21 protein-coding genes are annotated in these 23,080 nt (G+C 68.9%); 14 read left to right on the top strand and 7 right to left on the bottom strand.

Translation table 11 applies throughout. From position 1 onward, the window contains the following. The first annotated feature begins 2 nt into the window (after positions 1-2). The 9 genes from GDIA_RS06020 to thiD all read left to right on the top strand — a co-directional run bounded on the left by GDIA_RS06020 (position 3) and on the right by thiD (position 10,852). Positions 3-995: a cell envelope integrity protein TolA gene (locus tag GDIA_RS06020; RefSeq protein WP_012223561.1), complete on the top strand. Its 993-nt coding sequence runs from the start codon at positions 3-5 to the stop codon at positions 993-995. Between the two features lie 54 nt (positions 996-1,049). Beyond that, positions 1,050-2,438 carry a Tol-Pal system beta propeller repeat protein TolB gene (gene tolB / locus GDIA_RS06015; RefSeq protein ID WP_012553646.1) on the top strand — a complete coding sequence of 463 codons (1,389 nt, stop codon included), beginning with the start codon at positions 1,050-1,052 and terminating at the stop codon, positions 2,436-2,438. A gap of 245 nt (positions 2,439-2,683) precedes the next feature. Further along, positions 2,684-3,160 (top strand): peptidoglycan-associated lipoprotein Pal, encoded by a 477-nt coding sequence (pal, locus tag GDIA_RS06010; RefSeq protein ID WP_012223565.1) that lies wholly within the window; start codon positions 2,684-2,686, stop codon positions 3,158-3,160. A gap of 138 nt (positions 3,161-3,298) precedes the next feature. After that, positions 3,299-4,159, top strand: a complete 861-nt coding sequence (locus GDIA_RS06005; protein WP_012223566.1) for a tetratricopeptide repeat protein — start codon at positions 3,299-3,301, stop codon at positions 4,157-4,159. Further along, complete coding sequence (gene tilS / locus GDIA_RS06000) at positions 4,143-5,459, top strand: tRNA lysidine(34) synthetase TilS (RefSeq protein WP_012553645.1); 1,317 nt, start codon at positions 4,143-4,145, stop codon at positions 5,457-5,459. Before GDIA_RS06005 ends, tilS begins: the two co-directional genes overlap by 17 nt. Before the next feature lie 118 nt (positions 5,460-5,577). Continuing rightward, a complete protein-coding gene (ftsH, locus tag GDIA_RS05995; protein ID WP_012553644.1) occupies positions 5,578-7,509 on the top strand; it encodes an ATP-dependent zinc metalloprotease FtsH in 1,932 nt (643 codons plus the stop codon). Positions 7,510-7,592: 83 nt separating this feature from the next. After that, positions 7,593-8,666: a dihydropteroate synthase gene (gene folP / locus GDIA_RS05990; protein ID WP_012553643.1), complete on the top strand. Its 1,074-nt coding sequence runs from the start codon at positions 7,593-7,595 to the stop codon at positions 8,664-8,666. Positions 8,667-8,672: 6 nt separating this feature from the next. Then, complete coding sequence (gene glmM / locus GDIA_RS05985; RefSeq protein ID WP_012223570.1) at positions 8,673-10,031, top strand: phosphoglucosamine mutase; 1,359 nt, start codon at positions 8,673-8,675, stop codon at positions 10,029-10,031. 11 nt (positions 10,032-10,042) lie between these two features. Then, positions 10,043-10,852, top strand: coding sequence for a bifunctional hydroxymethylpyrimidine kinase/phosphomethylpyrimidine kinase (thiD, locus tag GDIA_RS05980; protein ID WP_012223572.1), 810 nt, complete (start codon positions 10,043-10,045; stop codon positions 10,850-10,852). Here the strand turns inward: thiD and GDIA_RS05975 are convergent, their stop codons facing one another. Continuing rightward, positions 10,853-11,191, bottom strand: coding sequence for a hypothetical protein (locus GDIA_RS05975; RefSeq protein WP_012553642.1), 339 nt, complete (start codon positions 11,189-11,191; stop codon positions 10,853-10,855). A 535-nt stretch (positions 11,192-11,726) separates the two neighbouring features. Here GDIA_RS05975 and GDIA_RS05970 point away from each other — a divergent pair. Both GDIA_RS05970 and amaB read left to right on the top strand, forming a co-directional pair. Then, a complete protein-coding gene (locus tag GDIA_RS05970) occupies positions 11,727-12,461 on the top strand; it encodes a response regulator transcription factor (protein WP_012553641.1) in 735 nt (244 codons plus the stop codon). A 336-nt stretch (positions 12,462-12,797) separates the two neighbouring features. Then, positions 12,798-14,324, top strand: a complete 1,527-nt coding sequence (gene amaB, locus GDIA_RS05965) for an L-piperidine-6-carboxylate dehydrogenase (RefSeq protein ID WP_012223578.1) — start codon at positions 12,798-12,800, stop codon at positions 14,322-14,324. On the opposite strand, the gene GDIA_RS05960 is transcribed toward amaB, so the two are convergent. Genes GDIA_RS05960 through GDIA_RS05945 form a run of 4 tightly spaced genes read right to left on the bottom strand, consistent with a single transcriptional unit; the run spans position 14,321 to position 17,216 of the window. Further along, positions 14,321-14,572, bottom strand: coding sequence for a hypothetical protein (locus GDIA_RS05960; protein WP_012223580.1), 252 nt, complete (start codon positions 14,570-14,572; stop codon positions 14,321-14,323). The genes amaB and GDIA_RS05960 overlap by 4 nt on opposite strands. 40 nt (positions 14,573-14,612) lie before the next feature. Then, entirely contained in the window at positions 14,613-15,935 is a 1,323-nt protein-coding gene (locus GDIA_RS05955; RefSeq protein ID WP_012223582.1) for an Hsp70 family protein, read from the bottom strand. A 21-nt stretch (positions 15,936-15,956) separates the two neighbouring features. Then, positions 15,957-16,634 carry a DNA oxidative demethylase AlkB gene (gene alkB / locus GDIA_RS05950; protein ID WP_012223584.1) on the bottom strand — a complete coding sequence of 226 codons (678 nt, stop codon included), beginning with the start codon at positions 16,632-16,634 and terminating at the stop codon, positions 15,957-15,959. Between the two features lie 27 nt (positions 16,635-16,661). Further along, positions 16,662-17,216, bottom strand: coding sequence for a GNAT family N-acetyltransferase (locus GDIA_RS05945; protein WP_012553640.1), 555 nt, complete (start codon positions 17,214-17,216; stop codon positions 16,662-16,664). Between the two features lie 165 nt (positions 17,217-17,381). Here GDIA_RS05945 and GDIA_RS05940 point away from each other — a divergent pair, with 165 nt between their 5' ends. Further along, positions 17,382-18,203 (top strand): hypothetical protein, encoded by an 822-nt coding sequence (locus GDIA_RS05940; RefSeq protein ID WP_012553639.1) that lies wholly within the window; start codon positions 17,382-17,384, stop codon positions 18,201-18,203. Further along, on the top strand, positions 18,200-18,706 hold the full coding sequence (locus GDIA_RS05935; protein ID WP_012223591.1) for a GNAT family N-acetyltransferase: 507 nt from the start codon (positions 18,200-18,202) through the stop codon (positions 18,704-18,706). The genes GDIA_RS05940 and GDIA_RS05935 overlap by 4 nt, the downstream gene beginning before the upstream one ends. Before the next feature lie 75 nt (positions 18,707-18,781). On the opposite strand, the gene GDIA_RS05930 is transcribed toward GDIA_RS05935, so the two are convergent. Continuing rightward, complete coding sequence (locus GDIA_RS05930; protein WP_012553638.1) at positions 18,782-21,055, bottom strand: S9 family peptidase; 2,274 nt, start codon at positions 21,053-21,055, stop codon at positions 18,782-18,784. Positions 21,056-21,224: 169 nt separating this feature from the next. Between GDIA_RS05930 and GDIA_RS05925 the strand changes: the two genes are divergently transcribed. Next, positions 21,225-22,112, top strand: a complete 888-nt coding sequence (locus GDIA_RS05925; protein ID WP_012223599.1) for a DMT family transporter — start codon at positions 21,225-21,227, stop codon at positions 22,110-22,112. On the opposite strand, the gene GDIA_RS05920 is transcribed toward GDIA_RS05925, so the two are convergent. Continuing rightward, entirely contained in the window at positions 22,088-23,038 is a 951-nt protein-coding gene (locus GDIA_RS05920; protein ID WP_012553637.1) for an alpha/beta hydrolase family protein, read from the bottom strand. The genes GDIA_RS05925 and GDIA_RS05920 overlap by 25 nt on opposite strands. Positions 23,039-23,080: the final 42 nt, after the last annotated feature.

Genomic DNA, 23,080 nt, shown 5'->3' with positions numbered 1-23,080 from the left:
TCGTGGTTCAGCCGCGCCGTTCCGAACGTATCCTGATGCGGCGATCGATCGTCGTATCGGGGGCCGCGCATATGGCGCTGCTTCTGGCAGTGCTGCTGGGGCTGCCCATTCCGGTGCCCACCGAACCGCCGCCCCCGCCGACGATCGAGATGGAATTCACCAGTTCGGACAGCGGCGGCACCCCGCACAAGGCCGAAAAGCCGGCCCCCAAGCCCGCGCCCGCGCCGGCCCCCGTGCCGCAGGAGGCCCCCCCGGCCCCGACGCCGCCGGTCCAGGCGCCGACCGAGGAACCGCCGCCGCCGCCCCCTCCGCCGCCGCCCATGCCGCCGCCGCCGGAAACCCCGCCGGTCGAACTTCCGGACACGCAGGTGCCGCCGAAGGTCGAGGAACCGTCGCCCGACGCCGTCCAGGCGCCGCCGACCCCGCCGGCGCCGCCGGTGCCCTCGCGCGCGGCCTCGCCGCCGACGCCGCAGCCCGAACCCAACGCGCTGCCCAAGATGCAGCAATTCTCGCACGTCACCCAGCCGAACGAGACGAAGAAGGCGGTGCCTGACACGCACTCGCTGCTGGCGACGCTGGATGCGTTCCGCGCGGACCAGAAGCAGACCCATCCGCCCAAGGCGCGCGCCAACCCGCTGCAGGGCGGCGCACCCAACGGCGGCGGCGCACCGGACGGTGACATCACCAGCGCGCTGAACGCGGCCGACCAGCGCGCGATCGGAAATGCCGTGCGCCGCTGCTATACCGAAGATACGGCGGCGCGGGATTACGCCACCTTCGTCGCCCATCTGGTGGTGACGGTGGATGCCACGGGCATGGCCCGCATCGTCCAGTTCGCGCCGGAAACCCAGGCGCGCATGGACGCCGATTCGTCCTATCGCGCGCTGGCGGAACGGGCCCGCGCGGCGGTGCTCAGCCCCACCTGCGCGCAATTGCCGCTGCCCAAGGCGATGCTGGGGCAAACGCGGCAGCTCAAATTCGTTTTCCGCCCATGAAGCAGCACAACCTGCCGCAGCCCATGCACGGGCGGTGCGTTCGAGGAGAAGACCATGCGTCCCTGTGACCTTCCGCCGACTTCCCCCTGGATTTCCGATACCGATGCATCGCTGCTGGCGACCCATCTCGGCCGCCGCATGCTGCTGGGAACGGGCGGCGGCATCGCGGCCGGCATCCTGGCCGCGCCGCTGTCGGCCGTCGCGCAGGGCGCGCCCGCGGCGGGCCCGGGTGCCGCCGAAATCACGGTGGACCAGGCCCGCACGGCGCCGATTCCCATCGTCATTCCGGCGCTGGGCGGCGACGCGGGCGCGCTGGTCAGCAGCGTGATCTCGGGCGACCTGGGGAATTGCGGCCTGTTCGCCCCGATCAGCGGGTCGCTGCCCGTGGGGGTGCCGGATTTCGGAACGTACAAGTCGCTGGGCGCCCGCGCGCTGGTCAGCGGTTCCGCGACGACCGGCGGCGGCGGCCTGCGCGTGGAATTCCGCCTGTGGGACGTGCTGACCGGCCAGCAGATCCAGGGCACGGCCTATACGGCGGGCGCCGGCGACGCGCGCAAGATCGCGCACATCATCGCCGACGTGATCTATGAACGGCTGCTGGGCGAAAAGGGCTATTTCAACACCCGCATCGCCTATATCGCCCGGTCCGGTCCGCGCGCGCACCAGACGACGCGGCTGGCGATCATGGACCAGGACGGCGCCAACAGCCATTACCTGTCGGGGGGGCAGTGGCTGACCCTGACCCCGCGCTTCAGCCCGACCAGCGACCAACTGGCGTTCATGTCCTATGCCAACAACCGCCCGCGCGTTTACATGCTCAACCTGGCGACGGGCCGGCAGCAGTTGCTGGGCGATTTCGAAGGGATCTCGTTCGCGCCGCGTTTCGCGCCGGACGGGCGGGCGGTCATCCTGTCGGCCACGCGCGGCGCGGGGTCGGACATCTATAGCGTGGACCTGGTCACACGGGCCAAGCGGCAGATCACCAGTTCCGGCGCCATCGATACCAGCCCGTGCTACAGCCCGGACGGCTCGCAGATCGTCTTCAACTCGGACCGGGGCGGTTCGCCGCAGCTTTATATCATGAGCGCGGGCGGCGGCGACGCGCGGCGTATTTCGTACGGCAACGGCGTGTACGGCTCGCCGGTCTGGTCACCGCGCGGGGATTTGATCGCCTTCACCCGGATCGCCAACGGCAGCTTCTCGCTGGGCGTGATGGCCCCCGACGGCACGGGCGAGCGGATCATGACCCAGGGCTTCACCGTCGAAAGCCCCACCTTCTGCCCGAACGGACGGGTGATCGCCTTCTGCCGCCAGACGGCGGCGGGGGCCGGCGGGGCAGGGTTTTCCTCGGGCATCAGCACCGTCGATATCACCGGCTTCCACGAACGCGCGATTCCGGCCGGCGGCGCGTCCGACCCGGCCTGGTCGCCGCTGAACGGTTAAGATTTAAAGACCGGGGAAGCGCGTTACTGTGCTTTTCCGGTCAATACTGAAACAAGATATCGGACATGTGTTCCGGGCATCTTGACGCTTCGTCGCGTCTGGCGCTAACCGGCAAGTGGTCTCCAGTGTTCGCAACGTTCTGCCTCTGGGTTGTTGGCGGAACAAAACGAGTGTCGGGACCGGACCTTTACCCGGCAACTTAATCATATGGTTCCACGCGGGAACCGATCTCAGGATCTAAAATAATGAGACTGAAGCTTCTTGGTGCGCTTGGCATGGCCGTTCTTCTGGCGGCGTGCTCGGGTGAGAACGAAAAGGGCGCCACGACCGGAACCGGCGCCGCCGCGCAGAGCACCGGCGTCACCCCGGGCAGCGAAGCCGACCTGGTCGCCAATGTCGGCGACCGCGTGTTCTTCGAGCTGAACAAGAACAACCTGTCCAGCGACGCCCAGGCGACGCTCGACCGTCAGGCCGCCTGGCTTGCCAAGTATCCGCAGGTCACGATCCAGGTCGCGGGCAACTGCGATGACCGTGGCACCGAAGAATACAACATCGCCCTGGGCGAGCGTCGCGCCAACGCGGCGCGTGACTACCTGGTCGCCAAGGGCGTGGCTGCTTCGCGCATCACCACGATCTCCTACGGCAAGGATCGTCCGACGGCGACGGGTGACGACGAGCAGTCGTGGGCCCAGAACCGCAACGCGATCACCTCGGTCCGCTGATCGTATCGATCGGATCGTCGTCCGATCGGTCGGAACCGGCCAGGCGCCCGTCGCCTGGCCGGTTTTGTTTTGTCTGGTCCGTGGTACATAACAGGGCCTGTCTTGTGACCTTGCCCGTGACTTGGGGGAAATCCGTTCATGCGGTCCGCTGCATTCCGCCACCTTCCGCCGTTCCTAGGCGTGATGGCCGCCCTGACCATCCTGTCGCCGCTGCCCGTCCGCGCCCAGGACGGAATGACCAGCCGCGAAGGCATCGCGCTGCAGAACCAGATCATGGATCTGCGCCAGCAACTATCGCAGTTGCAGTCGGCCCCCGGGGCCGGGGGCGGAATGCTGCCGCCGGCCGGGCCGGACAGCGTGCCGCAGAACGTGATGCCGCCGGCCAATGGCGACCTGACGGCGCAATTGCTGAACAGGGTGATGACGCTGGAACAGCAGGTGCGCGACATGCGGGGCCAGCTCGACCAGTTGACCAACCAGGTCCAGCAGCAGAACGCGGCCCTGTCCAAGCAGATCGAGGACATGAATTTCGCGGCGCAGAACGGTCACCCCGCCCCGGCCGGCGCCCCGCCCGCCGCCGCTCCGGCCGCACCCGCGCCCGAAGCACCGGCCAGGCAAACGCCCGAGGCCCTGCTGCAGCAGGGCAACGCCGCCCTGCTGCACGGCGATTACGCGGCAGCCCAGGCGGCGGCCCAGAAGGTCCTGGCCGGCCCGCGCGGCCCGCGCCAGGTGGACGCGCAGTTCCTGCTGGCGCAATCCCTGGCCGGGCAGAAGCAATATCGCCAGTCCGCCGTCGCCTATTACGACACCTATAACCGCGCGCCGCATTCGGGCCGCGCGCCGGATGCCCTGCTGGGGGTCACGGCCACGCTGCTCGCCCTGGGCGACAAGGCTTCGGCCTGTCAGGCGCTGGCGAAGCTGAAGGCGGAATTCCCCACCCCCGCCCCCCGCGTCCGCAGCGCGCAGGCCATCTACCGCACCCGTGCCGGATGCCACTGATATCAGGCTGACCGGGGACCCCGCCGGGGGCCCGACCCGCTCGGGCGTACTGGATGACGCCCGTTTCGCCGCCATCATGGCGGGGCTTGGTCCCTGGCTGCCCGATGGGCCGGACATGCCCCCGGTGGGGGTGGCGGTATCGGGCGGCGCCGACAGTCTATGCCTGGCCTACCTGGCCGCGCGCTGGCGCCGCGCGGTCCGTGCCCTGATCGTCGATCACGGCCTGCGTCCCGCCGCGGCGGCCGAGGCCGCGCTGACCCGGCGGCGGCTGCATGCCCTGGGCATTCCCGCCGACATCCTGGTTCTCGACGGCCTGCGGCCCGGGCCCGGCCTGGCCGACCGGGCCCGTCGCGCACGCTATGCGGCGCTGGCCCGGGCCTGCCGGCGGGCGGGCATCGTCGACCTGCTGCTGGGCCATCATGCCGGCGACCAGGCGGAAACGATCGCCATCCGCCGCCGCGCCGCCAGCGGGCCGGACGGTCTGGCCGGCATGGCCTCCGTCAGCTTCACCGCCGATCTGCGTCTGGTGCGTCCCCTGCTGGGTGTCGATCGCGACCGCCTGCGCGCGACGCTGCGCCGCGCCGGCCTGGCATGGGTCGAAGACCCGTCGAATGCCGATCCGCGCGCCGAACGGGCCCGGGTGCGCGCGGCGCTGGACGACGACCCGGCGGCACGCGGGCCGCTCCGCGCGGCGGCGTCGCGGGCCGGCGCGGCGCGCATGGACCGTGATGCCAGGCAGGCCGCGCTGCTGGCCCGGAACGTGACGATGGCGGAAGGGGGCTGGGTGGCGCTGGCCGACGATCCGACCTGCCCCAGGGCGCTGGCGTTCCTGATGCGGGCGGTGTCGGGGTCGGACTACCTGCCCCCTTCGCGGGCGGTCGCGGCCCTGTGCGCCGCCCCGCGGCCGGCGACGCTGGGGGGCACCTGCCTGATGGCGGCGGGGCCGGCCCTGAAGCGCGCCGGCCATCGATGGCTGCTGCTGCGCGAGGAAGCGGCGATGCAGCCCCCGGTCGTCGCCCGGCCGGACTGCGTGTGGGACGGGCGCTTCGTCCTGTCGGCGCCGGCGGGCACGAACCTGGACGGTGTGACGCTGGGCGCGGCCGGCCCGTCCGGGGCCTGGGCGCCCCCCGGCTGGCGAACGCAATGGCCCGCGCGCGCGTTGCGCACCCTGCCGGCGCTGCATCGCGCGGGGCGGGTGGTGGCGGTTCCGACCATGGGGATCTGCCACGCGGCGGACCTGGCGGGGGTGGCCCTGATGCTGACCCCGGGGGCGGTAGCGGCCGAGACCGCCCGCTTTTGACAAGAAAGAGGGGCCATGGGGGTGTGAATGTCCCCCGAACCGCCTATGTATGGGTGAACATTAGGTTGAAAAGGCGTTTGGCCGCTGGTTGGCGCCAGCGTATGGAACAATGGGCAAGATGAACAATTTTGGCCGGAACCTGGCTCTCTGGGTTATCATCATCGTGCTGCTGCTGTTGCTGTTCAACGTCTTCCAGCCTGGAAGCGTGCAGCATGCGTCGCAGCAACTGGCATATTCCGACTTCATCGGGGATGTGAATGGCGGGCGCGTGCGCTCGGTCATCGTGCAGGATCACAATATCTCCGGCACGCTGACGGACGGCACGTCGTTCGAGACCTACACTCCCCAGGACCCGACCCTGATCCCGCGCCTGACCGAAAAGGGCGTCGAGGTGGTCGCGAAGCCGCTGGACAGCGATTCCAATCCGTTCCTGCGTTATCTGATCAACTACGCCCCGATCCTGCTGATGTTCGGCGCCTGGATTTTCATCATGCGGCAGATGCAGGCCGGCGGCGGCCGGGCGATGGGTTTCGGCAAGTCCCGCGCCCGCATGCTGACGGAAAAGCAGGGCCGCGTGACGTTCGATGACGTGGCCGGCATTGACGAAGCCAAGAGCGAACTGCAGGAAATCGTGGACTTCCTGCGTGACCCGCAGAAATTCACCCGCCTGGGCGGCAAGATCCCCAAGGGCGTGCTGCTGGTCGGCCCGCCGGGCACCGGCAAGACCCTGCTGGCCCGCGCCATCGCGGGCGAGGCGAACGTGCCCTTCTTCACCATCTCCGGCTCGGACTTCGTCGAGATGTTCGTCGGCGTCGGCGCGTCCCGCGTCCGCGACATGTTCGAACAGGGCAAGAAGGCCGCCCCCTGCATCATCTTCATCGATGAAATCGACGCCGTGGGCCGCCATCGCGGCGCCGGCCTGGGCGGCGGCAACGACGAGCGCGAGCAGACCCTGAACCAGATGCTGGTCGAAATGGACGGTTTCGAGAGCAATGAGGGCGTGATCCTGATTGCCGCGACCAACCGTCCCGATGTGCTGGACCCGGCCCTGCTGCGCCCCGGCCGTTTCGACCGCCAGGTGGTGGTGCCCAACCCCGACGTGGTGGGACGCGAGAAGATCCTGCGCGTGCACATGCGCAAGGTCCCGCTGGCCTCCGACGTCGATCCCAAGGTGATCGCGCGCGGCACGCCGGGCTTTTCGGGTGCCGACCTTGCCAACCTGGTGAACGAGGCCGCGCTGATGGCCGCCCGGCTGGGCAAGCGCACGGTCGCGATGCTGGAATTCGAGAACGCCAAGGACAAGGTCCTGATGGGTGCCGAGCGCCGCTCGCTGGTCATGAGCGACGACGAAAAGCGGATGACCGCCTATCACGAGGGCGGGCACGCGCTGGTCGCGATCCTGACCCCCGGCGCCGATCCGGTGCACAAGGCCACGATCATTCCGCGCGGCCGCGCGCTGGGCCTGGTCATGAGCCTGCCGGAGGGCGACCGCTATTCCAAGAGCCGGGCGAAATGCCTGGGCGAGCTGACGCTGGCCATGGGCGGCCGCGCGGCCGAGGAGATCATCTTCGGCGCCGACAACGTGTCCAACGGCGCGTCGGGCGACATCAAGATGGCGACCGACCTGGCCCGCCGCATGGTTTCCGAATGGGGCATGAGCGACAAGCTGGGCATGATCGCCTATGGCGATAACGGGCAGGAAGTCTTCCTGGGCCACAGCGTGACCCAGAACAAGAACGTGTCCGAGGAAACGGTCCGCGAGATCGATGACGAGATCAAGATCCTGATCGACAGCGCCTATGCCCGGGCCCGGACGCTGCTGATCGAGCATGTCGACGAACTGCATCGCCTGGCCCAGGCCCTGCTGGAGTACGAAACCCTGTCGGGCGAGGAAATCCGCCAGGTCCTGCGCGGCGAGCCGATCGAGCGGGTGGTGGTGGACGACCCGATGCCGGAAAATCGCCGCGCCTCGGTTCCGCCCACGCCGCCGGCCGCGCCGCTGCCCTCGCCGGGCGGCGGGGGGCTGGATCCGGCGCCGCAGCCGGGCTAAGGCGCCGTCTATTCGAATAAACACGACAGGCGGGGGTATCCCCCGCCTGTTTTCCGTTGGGCGCAGGGAAACGGGAAGGCTGGATGGATTGTCTTCGGTTGATCGAACCCGTGGGGCTGGTCCTGGGGCGGCAGGCGCATGTGGCCGTGGCGGCGGGACTGGCCCACTGGCTGGCCGGTGGGCCGGCGGCCTTTACCCTGGCTCGGCTGATCGACGGGGACGATGTCCGCCTGGTCCGCGCGGGCGATATTCCGCCCGGCTGGCTGCCGGTCCTGGCCCGTGTGACGGCGCCGCTGCCGTCGGCGGACCTGCCGGACGGGCCGCGGGTGATGGGCATCCTGAACGTGACGCCGGACAGCTTCAGCGACGGTGGCCGCCATATGGGACCGGACGCCGCATTGCGTGCCGCGGCGGCCATGGTGGAAGCCGGTGCCGCGCTGCTGGATATCGGCGGCGAGAGCACGCGGCCCGACGCCGCCGTGGTGACGCCGGACGAGGAATGGGCCCGCATCGCTCCGGTGCTGGCGGACCTGCACGGCCGGACCGGGGCCGTACTGTCGGTCGACACCCGCAACGCCCGTACCATGGCCTCCGCGCTGGGGCTGGGGGCGACGCTGATCAACGATGTCTCGGCGCTGGCGCATGACCCGGATGCGCTGGGGGTGGTGGCGGATGCCGGGTGCCCCGTGGTGCTGATGCATATGCGCGGCACGCCGCAGACGATGTCGCGCCTTGCGACCTATGGCGACGTGGGCGCCGACGTGACGCGCGAACTCGCCGCGCGAATCGACGCGGCCGTGGCCGCCGGTGTCGCGCGCCATCGCATCCTCGTCGATCCCGGCATCGGCTTCGCCAAGACCACGGCGCAGAATGCCGCATTGCTGGGCCGGTTGCCGATCCTGGCGAACCTGGGGTGCCGTATCGTGCTGGGAACGTCGCGCAAGCGCACGCTGGGGGAACTGGCCGGGGTGCAGGTGGCCGCCGACCGCGATCCGGGGACCGTGGCCAGCACCCTGCCGGGCCTGGAACTCGGCAACACGATCCTGCGTGTACATAACGTGCCGGCCATGGTTCAGGCCCTGCGGGTCTGGCAGGGCGTGTGGACCTGCGATAAGCCGGCATCAGGGCCCGCCATGGCAGGGCAGAACCAGGGATAGCCGGGAATGAGCAAGACCAGACATCTATTCGGCACCGACGGCATCCGCGGCCTCGCCAACCAGGACCCGATGACGGTGGAAATCGCGCAGAAGCTGGGGCAGGCCGCCGGCCTGCGCTTCACGCGGGGCGTGCACCGCCATCGCGTGCTGCTGGGCAAGGACACGCGCCTGTCGGGCTACATGATCGAATGCGCGCTGGTGTCGGGCTTCCTGTCCGCCGGCATGGACGTGACGCTGGTCGGGCCGATGCCCACGCCCGCGATCGCCATGCTGACGCGGTCGCTGCGCGCCGACCTGGGCGTCATGATCTCGGCCTCGCACAACCCGTTCGGCGATAACGGGATCAAGCTGTTCGGTCCCGACGGATTCAAGCTGTCGGACGAGACCGAGGCCGAAATCGAGGAGTTGATGCGCTCCGACCTGGCCGGCCGGCTGGCGGCGCCGGACCGGATCGGCCGGGCCTCGCGCCTGAATGACGCCGCCGGGCGGTATATCGAGAATGCCAAGGCCTCGTTCCCGCGCGGGCGGCGGCTGGACGGCCTGCGCATCGTCATCGACTGCGCCAATGGCGCGGCCTATCGCGTCGCGCCCACCGCGCTGTGGGAACTGGGGGCCGAGGTCATCCGCATCGGGTGCGAGCCCGACGGCATCAACATCAACGAACAATGCGGCTCGACCAAGCCGGAATCCCTGTGCGAGGCAGTGGTCGCGCACGGCGCCCATATCGGCATCGCCCTGGACGGCGACGCCGACCGCGTGCTGATCGCGGACGAGAAGGGGCGGCTGATCGACGGCGACCAGATCCTGGCCCTGATCGCCCGGTCCTGGGGCCGGCAGGGGCGGCTGAACTCGGCACAGATCGTGGCGACGGTGATGTCGAACATGGGCCTGGCGCGGTGCCTGGAGGGGCTGGGCCTGGAACTGGTGCGCACCGCGGTAGGCGACCGGTACGTGGTCGAGCGGATGCGCGAACTGGGCGCCAACCTGGGGGGCGAGCAGTCGGGCCATATGGTGCTGTCCGATTTCGCCACGACCGGCGACGGGCTGGTGGCGGCGCTGCAGGTCCTGGCCGTGCTGGTCGAGGAAGGCCGCCCGGCCAGCGAGGTCTGCCGCATGTTCACCCCGTTCCCGCAGATGCTGCGCAATGTCCGCTTCACGGGCAAGAGCCCGCTTCACGCCCCTTCGGTGCAGGACGCCCGCCGCCGGGCGGAAGCCGAACTGGGCACGGCCGGCCGGCTGCTGCTGCGCGAAAGCGGCACGGAACCCCTGGTCCGGGTCATGGCCGAGGCCGAGGACCCGGCGCTGGTGGAACGAATCGTCGCCGAAATGTGTGAGGCGATCGATTCGGCCCAGGTCGTGGCCTAGGGACGGGGGCCATGAAGGGGCGCATCCTCGTCATCGCGGGCAGCGATTCCGGCGGCGGCGCGGGAATCCAGGCGGATATCAAGACCATCACGGCGCTGGGCGGGTTTGCCATGACGGCGCTGTCCGCCCTGACCGTGCAGAACACGCTGGGGGTGACGGGCGTGCTGCCGGTCCCGCCCGATTTCGTGGCGCAGCAGATGTGCAGCGTGCTGGACGACCTGGGCGCCGATGCGTTCAAGAGCGGGATGCTGGACCGGGCAGAGGTCATCCTGGCCGTCGCGGACATCATTCGTGTCCATCCCGGCATCCCCTATGTCCTCGATCCCGTCATGGTGGCCAAGGGCGGCTCGCGCCTGTTGCAGGATAACGCGGTGGAGACGCTCAGGCGGGATCTCCTGCCTCTGGCCACCCTGCTGACCCCCAACCTGCCGGAGGCCGAAGTCCTGGTCGGACGTCCGATTCGCACGGTGGACGACATGCGGCGGGCGGCCGAGGACCTGCGCCGGGCCGGGGCCGGGGCGGTCCTGGTCAAGGGCGGGCACCTGGATGGCGACGTGCTGACCGACGTGCTGGCCACCGACGCGGGGATCGAGCTGTTTTCGGATACGCGGCTGCATACCCGCCACACCCATGGGACAGGCTGCACGCTGGCCAGCGCGATCGCCACCGGCCTGGCGCAGGGCCTGACGCTGCGTGATGCCGTGATCCGGGCCCGGCGCTACCTGCGCGCCGCCATCGCGGCCGCGCCGGGCTATGGCGCGGGCGCCGGACCCCTGAACCATGCGGTCACGATCGGCCCCGACTGGACCCCCGCCGCCTGATCACGCTTCGTCCCGTCGACCGGATGGACGGCCGGGCTGCGCCCAGTCGGCGGCGTCGGCCATGCGCACGATGACGGGAACCAGGCGCGAGACGTGATTCGGCCGAAGCACGCCCAGGCCGCGCAACCCCTGCACCGTCCGCGCGGCCGCCCAGGCACAGCCCAACGCCAGGTCACGTGCCAGGCGGCTGCGGACCGGCACCGGCCGGGTTGCAAGGGACGTTGCAAGGGGCTCCGGCGGCGGAACGGCGGTGGCGCCATGCGGCGCGTGGCGCAGGACGCTGCCGCGGCACCACGCCCGCAGCGGAACCGGCGAGGGGGCATTGCGCGGCCCGGTCATGCGTCGTCGCCGCGCCGCGCCATGGCGCGGACATCAAAACAGATACAAAAAGCCATGAAAAAGGCCTCCTGCCGCTCAAGCGGTTGCTCGAACCCGGGAGGCCGGTTGCCGGTCAGCCGACCAGGGTCAGCAAACAGGCAGAACGGTCAGACCCGGATAGGGACGATGCCCGCAGACAGACCCGGCGACCGAAAGAGATCGGTCACGGCGTCCCCGCCAGGCGATTCTAGATCGGGGTTTCATGATCGTTTCTTGTTCGGGGTGTCGCCGCGCGTCCAGCGTCCGCGCGGCGATCGGTTGCGGTGGGTATAGCCGGTTTCGGGGCCGGTTCAAGGAAAAACACGCCCCGACTCGGAAACGGAACGCATGCCTTTCCGCTGCCCGTCGTGCTGAACGGCGGAGTGATATAACATATGCGTGATCAGATGGATAACGCGGCTGTATTAATGCCTAACCTGTCCCGGGAAGATTGTGTCATACAATTTATACACCTATAGGTAGCAATGTTGGTTTAACAAAACTCATGGTGGCATATATGCGTGTTTTGCTCGTCGAGAATGATGGTGGCACGGCTCATGGCACCTCCAGCGCCCTGCGCGCGATCGGCTATGCCCTGGATCATGTTGCGACGGGACATGAGGCGGTCGAAATGCTCCGGCGCTATGATTACGATCTTGCCCTGCTGGAAATGGTTCTGCCGGATATCGATGGGTACGAGGTCCTGCGTGCCACCCGGGCGGCACGCCGGGAAACGCCGATCGTCGCCCTGTCCAGCCTGGGCGGTCCGCAGGCGAAGGTCCGGGCCTTTTCGGCCGGTGCCGACGATTACATCACCAAACCTTACGACGCGCCGGAACTCGCGGCCCGAATCCAGGCGGTGGTCCGCCGGTCCAAGGGATATTGCCAGCCGATCCTGCATGCCGGACCGTTGCGGCTGTCGCTGGACAGCCGCGAGGTGACGGTGAACGGGCGGCCCGTCCACCTGACCGGCAAGGAATACCTGGTCCTGGAACTGCTGCTGCTGCGCAAGGGAACGGTCCTGACCAAATACGCCTTCCTCGACCATCTCTATGGCGGCATGGACGAGCCGGAGATGAAGATCATCGACGTCTTCATCTGCAAGGTGCGCAAGAAACTGCAGCAGGCGGGGGCAGGGTCGCTGATCGCCACGGTCTGGGGCCAGGGCTACATGCTTCGGGGGGACGGGGGCGTGGCCCCCATGACGGTACCCAGGCCGGTCGTCGGCTCGGCGGCGCTTTCGGTCGCCTGACATCCCAGGGCGGGGCTATGGGCAAAAAAAATGCAGGGTCCGAAGACCCTGCAAGGTATCGTGATGGTTCGATTTGCGATGCCCCCATCGCCCTTTTCGTATGGCATGGTCGAGGGACCAAAAACATGATTTGAATCAAAAGTTCATGAAAAGAACGACAGGTTTGGTAAAAGACTCGGCCTGGCGCCTGTCGGGCGGCCCGAATCCCGGGGTTTTGCCTCGCCCGGCAGATCGTCTACGAAGAATATGGTGCATCGCTATGCAGCGGCCGGGCGGCCGCATGCCGCTGCCGATGGTCCCTGGTTTGCCTTCGCCACCCTGCCGACTGGATATCCGATGATCGACCTTTCCGTCGAAGCCCGTTCGCTGCTCGCCACGCTGGGGGTCGCGGACGACGCCCTGACGGGCGACCTGCCTGTGCGTTCACCCGTCAATGGGCAGGAAATCGCGCGTGTTGCCACCGCCACGCGGCAGATGGCGTGCGACGGGATCGCCTCGGCCCACGCGGCCTTCCAGGCGTGGCGGCTGGTGCCGGCGCCGCGCCGGGGCGAACTGGTGCGGCTGCTGGGCGAGGAATTGCGTGCCGGCAAGTCGGCCCTGGGCCGCCTGGTGTCGATCGAGGCCGGGAAGTCCCCGTCCGAGGGACTGGGCGAAGTGCAGGAAATGATCGATATCTGCGACTTCGCCGTCGGCCTGTCCCGCCAGTTGCACGGCCTGACGATCGCGACCGAACGTCCGGACCACCGGATGATGGAAACCTGGCATCCGCTGGGTGTTACCGGCGTGATCTCCGCCTTCAATTTCCCCGTCGCAGTCTGGTCCTGGAACGCCGCGCTGGCGCTGGTATGCGGGAACCCGGTGGTGTGGAAGCCGTCCGAGAAGACGCCGCTGACCGCCCTGGCCTGCCAGGCGCTTTTCCACCGTGCCGCCGCCCGCTTCGCGGCGTCGGGCACGGCGGTCCCCGACGGCCTGTCGGTCCTGCTGACCGGTGGACGCGCGGTGGGTGAAATCCTGGTCGATCATCCGGATGTGAAGCTGGTATCGGCGACCGGGTCCACGGATATGGGCCGCGCGGTCGGCCAGCGCCTGGCTGCCCGCTTCGCGCGGGCCATCCTGGAACTGGGCGGCAACAACGCCGCCATCGTTACGCCGTCGGCGGATCTGGAACTGGCCCTGCGCGGCGTCGCCTTCGCCGCGATGGGCACGGCGGGCCAGCGCTGCACGACGTTGCGTCGCCTGTTCGTGCATGACGCCATCTATGACGGGTTCGTCGCGCGGCTGAAATCGGCCTATGCGACCGTGACGGTCGGCAGCCCCCTGGAAGAGGGCAATCTGGTCGGCCCCCTGATCGATGCCGCGGCGATGGACCGCATGCAGCGTGCGCTGGAATCGGCGCGTGCGTTGGGTGGCGTGGTCACGGGCGGCCACAGGGAAGGCGCGGCCGACTGGCCCGATGCGTATTATGTCCGTCCCGCCCTGGTGGAAATGCCCGAACAGGCCGGCCCGGTGCTGGACGAGACCTTCGCGCCGATCCTGTATGTGATGAAATACTCCGATTTCGACCGCGCCGTCGCGTTGCAGAACGCGGTTCCGCAGGGCCTGTCCTCGGCCGTGTTCACCACCGACCTTCGCCAGGCCGAACGGTTCCTGTCGGCCGCCGGGTCCGATTGCGGCATTGCCAACGTCAATATCGGCACATCCGGGGCCGAGATCGGCGGGGCGTTCGGCGGCGAGAAGGAAACCGGCGGCGGCCGCGAATCGGGATCGGACGCCTGGAAAGGCTATATGCGCCGCGCCACCAACACGATCAATTACGGTACGACCCTGCCGCTGGCGCAGGGCGTATCGTTCGATATCGGTTAGCGTCGGGCGCGCAGGGCGGCGGCCAGCCGGTCGGCCCGGCGGTCGGCGTTGCGCGCGTTGATGACGGCAAAGGCGTGGGCGACGCCGATGCCCCACAGCAGCAACGCCGGCAGCAGGCCGAAGATCAGCCCGACCACCAGGCTGAACAGCGAGACGCACCAGATCACGCCGTTCAGCAGCGCCTGGATCGGACGACCGGCCAGCAGCAGTGCGAGCGGGGAGCAGAACAGGCCGATCAGATAGAGCATGGGCAGGGTTCCTTGTTGCCGAACGGGACCAGTCTGAAGCCTATCCGCCCATCAGGGCCAGCCCTTCGGCCACCGACACGAACTCTCCGCCTCGATCGACCCGCTCGGCGCCGAAACGTGTGACGAACAGGTTCCGTACCGCCGGGACGAACGACGTGCCGCCCGTCAGGAACACCCGGTCGATCCCCGCCTCGGTCAGTCCCGCGCGGGTCAGGGCGGTGGTGACCGCCGCGTCGAACTGCGCCAGGTCCGGGGCGATCCAGTCCTCGAATTCCGTCCGGGTGATCCGGCGTTCGATCCGGATGTCCTTGTGGTGAAAGCGCAGGGTTGTGCTGTCGGCCTGGGACAGGTCGGTCTTCGCGGCGCCGATGGCGCGATACAGGGCCTGGCCCTGCTGGTCCGCGATCAGGGTCGCCAGCGCGTCCAGCCGCTGGGGGGCGGAGGCGGTGCGGGCCACGTCCGCGATCGCGCGTAGCGTCTGCGGCGTACGCATCAGCGACAGCCGGTGCCATCGCGCCAGGCTGGCATACCATTCGATGGGAACGGGCAGCGGCGCGCCGCCCATGACGCGATAGGTGCTGTCACGTCCCAGCGCGGGCGAGACCACATTGTCGATGATCCGGTAGTCGAACTGATCGCCCGCGATGCCCACGCCGGCATGGCCCAACGGCTGCGCGTGTCCCCGTCCTGTGCCGCCTTGGGCCGGGTCGAAGCGCAGGATGGAAAAATCGCTGGTGCCGCCGCCGAAATCGCCGACCAGGATGGTCGCCGGCCCATCCAGCCGCTGGGCGAAGCGCCAGCCGGCGGCCTCGGGCTCCAGCGCCACGGCGATGTCGCCGAATCCCGCATCGTGGAAACTGTCGCGCAGACGCTGCTCGCCGAACGAATCGTCGGGCATGTCGCCCGCGAACCGCACCGGGCGGCCGACCGTGGCGGTCACGCCGGCCGGATCGATTCCGGCTTCGCGCATCAGCCCGGTCAGGAAACGACCGATCAGGTTTTCCAGCGTCAGCCGCCGCCCCAGCAGCCGCGTTTCGCGGAACGAGGTCTGCGCCAGGTACGATTTCATCGACATGATCAGCCGGCTTTCGGCCGGGTCATCCAGATAGGCGTCGATGGCGGCGGCGCCGATCGCTTCATGCACCGCCAGCCGCCCGCGCTCTTCCTCCTGCCACAGGCACAGCAGTGTGCGGCAGGTTTCGGCCTCGGGGTGGCCAGGCGGGGCGAAGCGCGCGGTGTGGGTGCGGCCATCCGGCGTTGCGATGACCACGACACTGTTGGTGGTGCCGAAATCGATGCCGATGCGGGTCGGGGTGGTCGGGGACATCGCGCGTGAATAGGCGCGGGCGGCCACGCTGTCCATCGCCCGCCGCCATCTGCCGATCTACATCGCCCGCCGGAAGGTCAGGTTCAGCCGTGCCCGGCCCGTCAGCGGATGCATGCCCTCCGTCAGCGGATGAATGCCGTGATGGACCAGTCGCGCGGGGCCGCCCCAGACCACGACATCGCCATGTTCCAGCGGCACGCGCCGCACCCGGTCCGATCGTGCCGGCCCGCCCCACAGGAAGATGGCCGGCAGGCCCAGCGAGACCGAGACGATCGGCTGGCTGAAATCGTGCTCGTCACGGTCCTGATGCAGGGTCAGCCGCGTTCCGGGCTCGTAGCGGTTGATCAGGCAGGCATCGGGGTGGAATTCCGAAAACCCGGCCCGGGACGCGGCCCGTGCCGCCAGGTCGGCGAACAGGGCGGGCAGCGCGGGCCACGGATGGCCCGATAGCGGGTCCATCGGGTCGTAGCGGTATCCCTTCGTGTCCGATACCCATCCGGCGGTGCCGCAATTGGTCATGGCGACCGACATCGTCCGGCCGCTGGGCGTGGACATGCGGCGAAACGGCGCCGTGCGCGCGACCATGTCCACCATGGCGATCAGGTCGGGCGCGATGGCGCGGGCGAATCCCGCCAGCACCATGGCGCCGGGCCCCAGGACGCGGTCCCGCCCGCCCGTGTCCAACTCCAGGCTGGGGTGGGTGTCCGCGTCCGGCGGTCTGGATGGATGCGGCATGGTGGGAAGACCGTATGGGGGGGGCAGTCAGGACCGCGCCTGTGGCGGCGAGCGGTCCCCGGGGCCCAGTTCGCGTTGCAGCAGGACGACGTCCAGCCATCGTCCGTGTTTGTATCCCACCGATTGCAGCGTTCCGACCGTACGAAATCCCAGCCGCTCGTGCAGCCGGATCGACGCGATATTCGCGCTGTCGCCGACCAGGGCGATCATCTGCCGGAATCCCCTTGCCACGCAGGCGGCCAGCAGGGCGTCCAGCAGCATCGACCCCACCCCGCGTCCCGCCGCGTCGTGCGCCAGGTAGACCGAATTTTCCACCGTGTCGCGATAGGCGGCGCGGAGATGATAAAGGCCGGCATAGGCATAGCCGATGACCGCCCCGCCTTCCTCGGCGACCAGATAGGGAAAATCCCCCGCACGCAGCGCCGCCATGCGCCGCGCCATGTCCTCGGCCGACGGGGGCTCGGTCTCGAACGACGCCGTGCCGTGCAGGACATGGTGGGCATAGATCGCGGCGATGCCGGGTACATCCTCCGCCCGCGCGGAACGGATCGTAACGGTGGGCGGCGGGGGGGCTGGGGGCATGGCGTGCAATCCGGCTCGTCGGGTCATGGGCGATGCGCCTATGTTTGTTCCCGCCGCCAGGAAGGCAAGAAGGAATGATGCCCCACGGGCCCGATCCTTCCGGTCCCGTGACAATAGCGGAGATGCGGTCTACACCGAAGCCTCTGCCACCGTATGGACCGGATCATGACCGAGACCCCTGTTTTCCCGCGTGATCAGGCGGTCCCCCGGTTCGTGGCCGAGACGGTCCTGTTCGTCTTTCTGGCGCATGCCCTGGCATTTTTCCTGCATGAATACAGCCACGCCGTCACCGCGTGGCTTCTGGGCTTCAAGGCCGATCCGCTGGCACTGCATTATGGGCACGCCGATATCGTGAATATCCTGCTGCAGCGGGAGATCGACGAAAATGTCGCGTACGGCCCGATCTACGCGGCCCATCGCGACGGTGCGGCGGCGTTGATCGCCCTGTCGGGGATGGCGCTGGGGAACGGGGCTCTCTATGTGCTGTGCTTCTGGTGCATCCGGCGCGTCCGTCCCCGGGACATGAACCGTCCGGCGGTGCGTTTCCTGTTCTGGCTGGCCCTGATGGGGGCAGCCAATCTATGGAGCTATGCGCCCATCCGTACCATCACCACGCATGGCGACATGGCCGAAATGGCGCGCGGGCTGCATATGTCACCCTGGCTGTTGCTGCCGCTCGTCACCCTGCCGTCGATTCTGGCGATGTACAGCTTCTTCTTTCGGCTGGTGGTACCCAACTGGGCGTGGCTGTTCGCGGGCGGACCGGCGCGGCCGGTCTTTGCCGCCGCCATGACGGGTCTTCTCTATTTCGGCTTCTTCGGCGCGGCGGGATTGTTCGGTTCGTACGGCGACGTCTGTGCCCTTCTGTCCATCGTCAGCCTGTTTGTCCTGTTCCCCCTCTCCGTCGTCTTCTGTCTTCTCGCGACCGGTATGGGGGTGATCGGCTTCGGGCAGGGCCACGGGCAGGATGGCGGGGCGCCGGTATGACGGACGTGTTCGTGCGCCGGGTCATGCGGGCGGATGCCCCCGACCTGATCCGCGCCAATATCGACAATCGCGATTACCATGCGCCCTGGGTGAATCCCTTCATCGATCAGGGTGGATTCGATTCCTGGTTCGCCGGTCTGGTGACCGGTCCGGATGTCGGCCTGCTGGCGCGGCACGATTTCACGGGTGAAATCGTGGGCGTGTTCAGGTTCAGCCAGATCGTGATGGGCGCCTTTTGCAGTGCTTATCTGGGATATTACGGCATGCGCGCCCATGCCCGTACCGGCCGGATGGCCCGCGCGCTGCGCCTGGTGCTGGAATATGGTTTTGACGAGCTGGGCCTGCATCGTGTCGAGGCCAATATCCAGCCCGGGAACATGGCCTCGATCGCCCTTGTCCGGCGGGCGGGATTTCGCAGGGAGGGATTTTCTCCCCGCTACCTGAAGATCGATGGCGCGTGGCGCGATCACGAACGCTGGGCCTGTCTGGCCGACGACCGGTAGGACAGGTCCCGTTTCATTCCGTTCTGCCCCGCGTCCGCCGGCAGGGCGGGCGCGGGGCAGGGGGAGGAGGGCGGCCTACCGGATGGCCGCCGTGGTCTCGGGTTTCAGCGTGGCGGCCAGGAAGGCCTCGCGGGCCAGGGCCACCTGCGTGCGCAGCGCCGGATCGGTCAGCATGTGGGTGCCGGGCAGCAGCAGCAGATTGTACGGCCGGCCGGCGGTGATGAAGGCCTGTGTCATCTTCATCGTGTTTTCGAAATACACGTTGTCGTCCGTCAGGCCGTGCATGATCAGCAGCGGCCGCGACAGCGCGGCGGCATAGGTCAGGACGTTGCTGGCCCGGTAGCCGTCCGGGTCGGCCTGGGGCGTGCCCAGGTATCGTTCGGTGTAGGCCGTGTCATAATCGGCGAAATCGGCCGGGGGCGCGCCCGCGACGCCGCTCTTGAAGATATCGGGGCGGCGAATGGTCGCCATCGCGGTGAAATAGCCGCCGAACGACCAGCCATGCACGCCGATCCGCGTCATGTCCATTTCGGAAAAGCGCCGTCCCAGGGCGGTCAGTCCGTCGACCTGGTCCTGCAGCGGCAGGTCGATCAGGTTGTTCCTGGTCGCCCGTTCCCAGTCATGGTCGCGCCCCGGCGTGCCCCGTCCGTCCAGGCTGACGACGATGAAACCATGGTTGGCCATGCACTGGTTTTCCAGATACAGGCGCGGCGCGTCCAGCACCTGCTTGTATCCGGGGCCGGCATAGACCGACAGCACGACCGGATAGCGCCGGCCGGGCGTGAAGTCGGCGGGGCGGACGATCATCGCGTCCATGTCCCGCGCGCCGGCCCTCGTGTATTCGATATGCGGCGCCAGGGTCGGGGTTTCCGCCACGGCGGGAACCGTGGCCAGCACGTGCCCGTCCCGGTCGCGCACGACGGTGGCGGCGCTGCCGTCCGCGCCCGTGACGCTGTCGACGAAGCGCGCATGTCCGCCTTCGGCGAAGGCGGTGGCATGCAGCCCGGGTTCGGTCCCCAGCTTCACGGGCGTGCCGCCATGCAGGTCCAGGCGGTAGATTGCTGTCCGGATACGGTCCGGATTGGCGGTGACCGTCACGGTGCCGGCATCGGCATCGACATCGTCCAGCGAGACGAACGGCAGGTCCGGCGGCGTGACGGCATGATCCAGCGTGCCGTCGGCGCGGCGCAGTTCCAGGCGCCACCTGCCGTCGCGCTCCGCGGCCCATAGGAACCCGCTGCCGTCCGGCAGCCAGCGCGGCAGCGCGTGGCCGCGTCCCTCGCCGGCCGGGGTGATGTTGATCCAGGCCGGGTCATGTTCGTCCAGCAATGTCGTGGTGAGTCCGGTGGCCGGGTCCACGCGCAGCACCTTTTCCTGGGTCTGGGCGCGGTTCAGCACGACCAGCGACAGCGGGCCGCGCCCCTTCGGCCAGACGACCCGCGCCAGGTACGGAAAGGCAGCATTGTCCCACGTCACCCAGCGCGTCGGGCCGCCGGTGCGGGCGACCAGGCCCAGGCGGATGCGCGCGTTCGCGGTGCCGGCGCGCGGATAGCGGAATTCGACCGGCGCGATGGACGGATGCTGGGGGTCGGCGATGTAATGCTTCTCGACGCCCGATGTGTCGGCTTCCTCGTACAGCAGGGACTGCCCGTCGGGCGACCACCACAGCCCGTCGGGGCGGCTCAGTTCCTCGGCGGCGGCGAATTCGGCCAGCCCGTGGGTCAGCGTATCGGTTCCACCATGGGTCAGGCGCACCGTGTCGCCGCTGCCGGGTGCCACGACATAGACGTCATTGTCCCGCACCGCCGCGACATGGGCGCCGTCCGGCGACAGGCGGGGGGCGATCCACCCGCGACCCGGCACGTCGGATACACGCCCCGTCGCGACCGCGACCTGCATCAGCCGGTCGCCCTGGCTGACCAGGGCGACCCGCCCGTCATCGGACAGTGCGAATTCGGTAATGCCGGTCAGCGACATCCGGGCGCGTTCGCGCCGGGCCTTTTCCTCGACCGACAGGGTTTCGGGGCCGGCGGCGGGGCGGGCCAGTTCGGTTTCGCTGCGGTCCGCCACGTCGAACCGCCACAGATGCAGCATGGTATCGCGCGGCCCGCTGCGCAGGAACAGCACCGACCGGCCGTCCGGCGTCGGCTGGGCATGGCGCGGCAACCCCAGCGTGAAATTCCGCGTGGCCGCCAGGTCCGCATAGCACTGGCCGCCGGGGGCGGAGGCGGCCTCCGGTGCCGCCTGGGCCGTGGTCGCCAGCAGCAATCCGGGCAGGCACAGGGCCAGACGCCGAAGGGTCCGCCCGGCGCGGCCGCCGCGAAGAAGAGAGGTCATGACGTGGTCCATCTGTCGTTCCGGTTGGATGGACGATGAATCCCCCACGCCCGTCGCGCAAGGCGCCGGATGAAACGAATCCGTACCGAACCCCTCGCGCCAGGCGTGCAGGTCCGATATGACGCTATGCGATCGGGGTGACATCCCCAGACCGTCGATCGGGAACGGACAAGACAGAGCAATGACCAAGACCGTCGCGCGGTTCATTCCCCTGATCGTCGCCATTGCCATCCTGTCCTGGGCCAGCGCCTATCCGGTCGTGCGGATCGCCCTGCGCGACCTGCCGCCGATCCCGTTGGCCGCGGCGCGCTATGCCGGGGCGGCGGTGCTCGCCATGGCGTGGCTGGCATGGAAGCGTCCCCCATTGCCCGCCGCACGCGACGTGCCGCGCATCCTGGCCTGCGGCGTGATCGGCATCGCGGTCTATAACGTGCTGTTCAATACCGGCGAGGTCACGGTGTCGGCCGGTGCGTCCAGCCTGCTGATCAGTGCCGCCCCGCTGATCGCGGCCCTGATCGCGGTGGTGACGATGGGCGAACGGCTGTCCCTCTGGGGGTGGACGGGTTCGTTGCTCAGCTTCGCGGGCGTGGTGCTGATTGCCGAGGGGCAGATCGGTGGCGTGTCCTTCGGTTCGGGGGCCACCCTGGTGTTTGGGGCCGCGTTCTGCGGCGCGCTGTATACGACGCTGCAGAAGCGTCTGGTGCTGCGCTACGGCGCGTTGCCCAGCATCAGCTACATCCTGATGGCCGGCGCCCTGTGCCTTTCCCCCTGGCTGCCGCAGGCCCTGACCGTCCTGCCGCACGCGCCCGTCCGCTGCTGGGCGGCGGTGCTGGAACTGGCGGTCTTCCCGGCGGCCATAGGCTATGCGGCCTGGGCCTTCGTCGTCGGCCATATGGGGGCGGCGCGCGGTGCCGCGCTGTTGTATCTGTTACCGCCCGCGACCCTGGTGCTGGCCTTCGTGCTGACCGGCGAAATCCCGAGCCTGCGTACCCTGGCGGGCGGCGCGATCGTCATGGCGGGTGTGGTGGTGACCAATACCTATGGTCATCCACGCCGGCTGGCGCGATAGGGCATTGCCGCATCGGCTTCCATCGTCCGGTGCAGGAAGGTGCCGATGTCATGGCTCAGCACGCCCTGGTACGCCGCGCGGTCGAAGCCCGGCGGGTCCTGCGACGGCGGAAAGTTCGGATGGACCATGTTGGCCGGGAACGGACTGAGGAACGCGAAATGCCCCGCCCCCGCCACGCATCGATAATCCACCTGCGTGGGGTCGGGCACGCCGTCCAGCACGATGCCGGCCTGCGATGGCGGTGTGATCGTGTCATGTTCGGCGCTGCGCATCAGGATGGGGCCGCGCACGGAAGACAGGGCGCCGGGGGCGCGAAACCACAGGGTGGCCGGGGCCAGCAGCACCAGGGCCCGGACCCGATGGTCGTGCTCCACCGCGATGCGATGGGGTGGGCCGCCGGACGGTCCGTCCTGTCGGGTCCAGGGCTGGCCGCCCGCCGCGGCCAGGACGGAATATCCGCCCATCGAATGGCCGATCAGGGCCACGCGGCCGGGTCGCAGGCCTGGGCCGACCAGCGGGTCGGCAAAGGCGGCGGCGATGCTCAGGCAGACATGGCGCGGGCGATTTTCAAGGTTTTTGATCGTGCGGGCCAGCGCATTGTCGTTCAGGCTGTTGCCGGGGTGCCGGGGCATCGCGACGACGAAGCCCATGCCCGCCAGCGCCATCGCCAGGTCGCGATAGACCCAGGGCGACCCGCCATTGCCGTGGGACAGCACCACCAGCGTGCGGTCCCGCCCCGCCACGCCCCCGTCGGTCGCCACGTCCAGACTGTAGGGACCGAAGGAACGGGCGTGCGGCGTATCCCCGGTCGGATAGAGAATAGCCAGTTCGATCACCGCGTCCTGCACGGCGTCGCGCACCGCCAGGCCGCGATATCCGACCGCGCTTCGTGGCTGCATCGTCCCGACATCCTGATACCGCTCCATGCCGATCTTTCCTCCCGCTTCGGATGACCCTCGGCCTGGATA

This window comes from Gluconacetobacter diazotrophicus PA1 5, assembly GCF_000021325.1.
Lineage (GTDB): Bacteria > Pseudomonadota > Alphaproteobacteria > Acetobacterales > Acetobacteraceae > Gluconacetobacter > Gluconacetobacter diazotrophicus.
This window is presented reverse-complemented; position numbering and strand designations above follow the sequence as displayed.